4 protein-coding genes are annotated in these 4,697 nt (G+C 37.3%); 3 read left to right on the forward strand and 1 reads right to left on the reverse strand.

Annotation, left to right across the window (positions count from 1 at the left end; all coding sequences use genetic code 11):
- Positions 1 to 417: 417 nt before the first annotated feature.
- Together CQZ94_RS30175 and CQZ94_RS30180 are read left to right on the forward strand one after the other, a co-directional pair.
- On the forward strand, positions 418 to 819 hold the full coding sequence (locus CQZ94_RS30175) for a (deoxy)nucleoside triphosphate pyrophosphohydrolase (protein ID WP_105588365.1): 402 nt from the start codon (positions 418 to 420) through the stop codon (positions 817 to 819).
- Between the two features lie 285 nt (positions 820 to 1,104).
- Positions 1,105 to 3,153, forward strand: coding sequence for a class I SAM-dependent methyltransferase (locus CQZ94_RS30180; RefSeq protein WP_105588366.1), 2,049 nt, complete (start codon positions 1,105 to 1,107; stop codon positions 3,151 to 3,153).
- 687 nt (positions 3,154 to 3,840) lie between these two features.
- Here CQZ94_RS30180 and CQZ94_RS31575 read toward each other — a convergent pair.
- Positions 3,841 to 4,011, reverse strand: a complete 171-nt coding sequence (locus tag CQZ94_RS31575; protein ID WP_219845220.1) for a ribbon-helix-helix domain-containing protein — start codon at positions 4,009 to 4,011, stop codon at positions 3,841 to 3,843.
- 70 nt (positions 4,012 to 4,081) lie between these two features.
- Between CQZ94_RS31575 and CQZ94_RS30185 the strand changes: the two genes are divergently transcribed.
- Positions 4,082 to 4,360, forward strand: a complete 279-nt coding sequence (locus CQZ94_RS30185; protein WP_105588367.1) for an AbrB/MazE/SpoVT family DNA-binding domain-containing protein — start codon at positions 4,082 to 4,084, stop codon at positions 4,358 to 4,360.
- Positions 4,361 to 4,697: the final 337 nt, after the last annotated feature.

A 4,697-nucleotide genomic window follows, 5' to 3' on the forward strand; every position in this document is an offset into this window, starting at 1 on the left:
AAGAATTCATCCATCAATTGTTTGGACTGGTAGCATAAAATACAATTCTGTTAGGGATATATGCACTTTATTCTCTTTTATTTTATTTTTGCACCAGAACCGTTTCACACCTCCACATTTTTGAGGAAGGAGTCTTCTGTCAGAAAACTTTAAAATGGGCGGATTTGTTATTTGTTGTGAATTTAATATTTTGTAGAATTTCGCCCAATCTATATGGGCGAAATTCTATTGATAAAATAGCTTCTTAATCTAAAGGATGTTATTTTTGTTTTTAATTCCTTACGTGCCTATTTTTGGCTTGGCACATATATTAAATGATAAAAATAATGTAAAAAAGTTGGGAATAAAGATTAAGAAATATGAAAATCAAGATAAGATATTAAGTATTAACTAAACTGTATTAGGAAGTGAGTAAGTATGAAGAGAAAGATATCGGTTGTTGGTGCGGTAATTTTTAATGAAAATAATGAAGTCTTATGTGCATTACGTTCTCCTGCAATGTCATTACCGAACTATTGGGAATTTCCAGGTGGAAAAATTAATGAAGGGGAAATGCCGCAAGATGCGTTGATACGTGAGATCAAAGAAGAACTAGGATGTTTAATTGTTGTTGGTGAAAAAATAGAAGAAGTGGATCATGAGTATGAGAATATTATAGTTCATCTTGCTACTTATAAGGCATACATAGAGTCCGGTATACCTAAAGCGCTTGAGCATGCCGAGTTGATATGGGTTCATGTTAATAATTTATTGGAGTTAAAGTGGGCCCCAGCGGATCTTCCAACCGTAGGAGTTTTATGTTTAAAGTTTAAAAATTAAGGTCTGAAATAAGAAATAATGAGACAGATTTTTATAAGTTATAAACTGTTTTGAAAGTAGTTGTATGACTCCGGTGGCTCGGGCTCATGACCTTTACCCTGTCAAGGTAGCGCTCTCCCTGCTCAGCTATGGGGTCCCAACAATCGGACGGTACAATCGCAGCTTAATAAACGGTTAATTGCAAAGTACAGGTTGTGAGGGTTGTCCAAAAGGTGCGGTAAAGCTAACAGAGAATGGACTTAATGTGTTACGGGCGTTAGGGTAATGCGAGGATATTGATTATATATGGGGGTAAATAAGTTGAAAAACATTGAAGTTCTAAATAAATACATTGAAGGGTTTTCTGATGCTCTCCCTACGTGGTTAAAGCATCTAATCGAGGCAGAGGAGATACATCAAAACTATGAGAATGTACAGGTACTTGGTGCATTAAAAACGGATGCGGTGTTGTACTATGTACACCGTACGCTGCAAGTGTTAGATGGGTTGTCTTTAGATGAAGAAGCGTATCGCATTATTGAAAAGGTACTAACGTATAGTGAGATTGCAAAGGTAGGCTCTTTAAAGCAGCGGGAACAATGGAAGAAAAACGGGATTAACCTATTGGTACATAACGAGGGTTCTGCTGATATCTTTAGTGATATTCAGTTTATCGAACGTATAGAGACAAACTTAAACTCTACTGAGTATTTGTTTGTTCGAGATTTAATTAGAACACATGGATTAATCGGGCAGTATATCCGCGGGGAGGCTCGTTTGGACTCTCATGTTGATTTGATTAACACGTATAAAGAGGAGTACGGAGAGGGGAGGGTAAAGGAGATTCTATACTATCTTAACCAATGTATTATTGAGGGCGTATCAAAACCCTTGTGGAGTGAAGTAAAGGACGATGTGAAGATTACAATTGATGATCTGTTTGATGGCTATGTGGAGCCATTTACTTCTCGCATACATAGACTCACGCCAAAACATAAGGAGTCAGCATTTGAAAAAGATATAATTATGGGGAGCGAGAAGAGTGGCGTTCAAACCTTTTTATCTGATAAGGATTTGTGGTATGTAGAACCGTCTATGCATGCCCTTAGCTTCGAGGATATCTGGACAGTTTTTGTTATGTTAAAGAACGAGATAGGCACTGGAAAGGTTCAGCATATTCATTTCGAGAAATTGATGCAGCAGTTGCACTATGATTTCAAAGGCGAGAAGAAGGACAACGTGTATCGTAAACGGGTTATTGAGAAGTATCTACGGGAGTACCGTGAGAAAGAGCAGCCGGATACAACGCATGTTTCCTTTGAGGTTAAAGTCGATGAAGATATGAAGACTGCGTATGTGTCGTTTCAGTTTTCTGCTGTAGGTGAGGCGTTAATTACCTTCTGTGTAGAGGCGGAAAAGGTAGATATGATGCATGCTCGGGCAAACGTGCTGCTGTTTGATTTCTTCGGGTTACGTAAGGATGCGTATGATAGATTCCATAACGAAGAAGTGTATCTGGAGCATATGAATAGTTCGGCTGATGATAAACGAGTTATTCTTGATTATATAAAGGGAGATACGGTTGTAGATGTCGGAGCCGGTGGTGGTGTCATGCTAGACATGATTGAAGAAGAGACCGAGGATAAACGAATATACGGTATCGATATTTCTGAAAACGTGATTGAAACGTTGAAAAAGAAGAAGCAGACCGAGGGGCGTTCTTGGGACGTCATTAAAGGGGATGCAATCAACTTAAGCAGCTCGTTTGATAAAGAATCGGTTGATACGATTGTATATTCTTCTATCCTTCATGAACTATTCTCTTATATCGAGTATGAAGGTAAGAAATTCAATCATGAAGTAATTAAAAAGGGTCTGCAGAGTGCCTACGAGGTGTTAAAGCAGGGAGGTCGTATTATCATTCGTGATGGCATCATGACCGAAGATAAAAGGTTAATGCGTGTGATTCATTTTAAAGATGCGGGCGGAATGAAGTTCTTAGAGCAGTATGTCCGTGAATTTAAGGGGCGTATAATCCAGTATGAGGTACTTGCAGAAAATACAGTCAAAATGCCTGTTAACGATGCGATGGAGTTCTTATATACGTATACCTGGGGCGAGGATTCCTTCGTTCATGAGGTACAGGAGCAGTTTGGAATCTTTACGCCAAACGACTATAAGGATTTCGTAAAGGGTATCTTTGGAGATAAAGTAAACATTGTTCAAGCTATGAACTATTTGCAGGATGGATATACAAGCCATCTTAGCGAGAAAATCGAGTTTAAAGATGAGTCTGGGAATGCGGTTGCGCTACCGGATAGTACGTTCTTTATGGTTTTAGAAAAGGTGAAGTAATGGATTATTGGTACAAATAAAGTATAAAGGGGTAAAGGGCAATGGAAATCTTAGAAATGCAATACACAAAGGAAGATAAAACAACTTTACAATCTAGGGTTGTCGAGTGCTGATGATACGCTTTGTTTATTCATTTTAAAAACTCCTAAGATTTGTTAATTTAATTATATAAGACAGAAAAATCGCTGGGAAGCGGTAAATAAGGATGAATTGTATAAAAATGAGGTTTGATTTGAAAACGGCTTTCCAAATCGGTTTATTTTGCGTTTTGATGAAGAAGTTAATACAAATAGGTCTTATTCATTATAAAAACGCATGTAAAGATAGATACAGGCTTTACACATGTTTTTAGGTTTTTTAGGGAAAATAAAAAGGGTACTCATTATTTATGACGTGAACTACTCGCCACTTAGCAAAGCTTGAAGTGGGAGCTTCTCAGTTCCACGACGAAAGTAACCTTTCGTCTCCCTGAGCGTTACTTCGGGGTGTTCCACCCCTAGATGTCCAACGCTTGGACGCTCTCTTGGTACGGTTGATATTTTACGCAGGAACCGAATGGCTTGGTTTTCGCACTCTATTTTCTTCCTGCAACCTCCTATATCAAGTTATCAAAGAACTTCATATAGCTAGTTTATCAAAAGTTTTTGGCTATGCCAAACCAAAATTCATCTCCCACCTACCGTTGGGCTATCGCCCTTCACACGCTTGAGGAAGGAGAATTCTTTCGGTAAATTCGTTAAATTCTTTCTCTACGAGCTGGCGCATTGCTTCATTTCGATTCTTAAGCCTATTTTCATGCCAATAATTTTCTATTTGTTCCACTTGTTCTTTTGTAAATGTAACTAAATTTTCAGGTATGGGGAAAGCTTGTTATAATAGTAGAGAATAACTTAGGTACAATTGAAATTGAAATGGGGAAAGATGCTAGATGAAAGCAACCGGAGTGACTAGAAAAGTAGATGATTTAGGGCGTGTGGTAATTCCAAAGGAACTTAGAAATACGCTAGGTATTAAAGAAAAATCACCATTAGAGATCTTTGTAGAAGGTGAAGACATTGTTTTACAGAAATATCAGCCCGGTGGTGTTTGTGCATTAACAGGAGAGGTATCAAATCGTAACATATCATTAGCAAACGGTAAGATAACATTAAGTCCAGAAGGCGCAGAACTATTAATGAAAGAAGTAGAACAGTACCTTGTAAAATAAGTGGCTCCTTTCAGGGGCTTTTATTAAAATTAATATAGTAATTTCGTGTATCGTAATATTTACCAAAAATAGAATCAATTCCATTCTCTTTTGTCGAAATTTAGTTAGTGTATATTTTCGTAACGGTTTTAGAAAAACAAAAGCTAGAAGAATTTATCGAATTCTCTGAACAAAAATTGCATGAGAAACATATGTGAAAAGGAAAAAATAATAAAAAGGCTAGTTAGTCCATTATAAGGGCTAACTAGCCTTTTTATGGTTCTGGTGCAAAAACTTTGAAATATATGAAAATGGTCTATCAAACTTGGAAATACTGATAGTACTACTCTATAAAAGG

It is taken from the genome of Bacillus sp. MYb209 (genome assembly GCF_002975175.1).
Lineage (GTDB): Bacteria > Bacillota > Bacilli > Bacillales > Bacillaceae_G > Bacillus_A.

Bases quoted from the DNA above. Each gene is read 5' to 3' on its own strand.
- CQZ94_RS30175 (WP_105588365.1), top strand. From the start codon at position 418: ATGAAGAGAAAGATATCGGTTGTTGGTGCGGTAATTTTTAATGAAAAT.
- CQZ94_RS30180 (WP_105588366.1), top strand. From the start codon at position 1,105: ATGGGGGTAAATAAGTTGAAAAACATTGAAGTTCTAAATAAATACATT.
- CQZ94_RS30185 (WP_105588367.1), top strand. From the start codon at position 4,082: ATGAAAGCAACCGGAGTGACTAGAAAAGTAGATGATTTAGGGCGTGTG.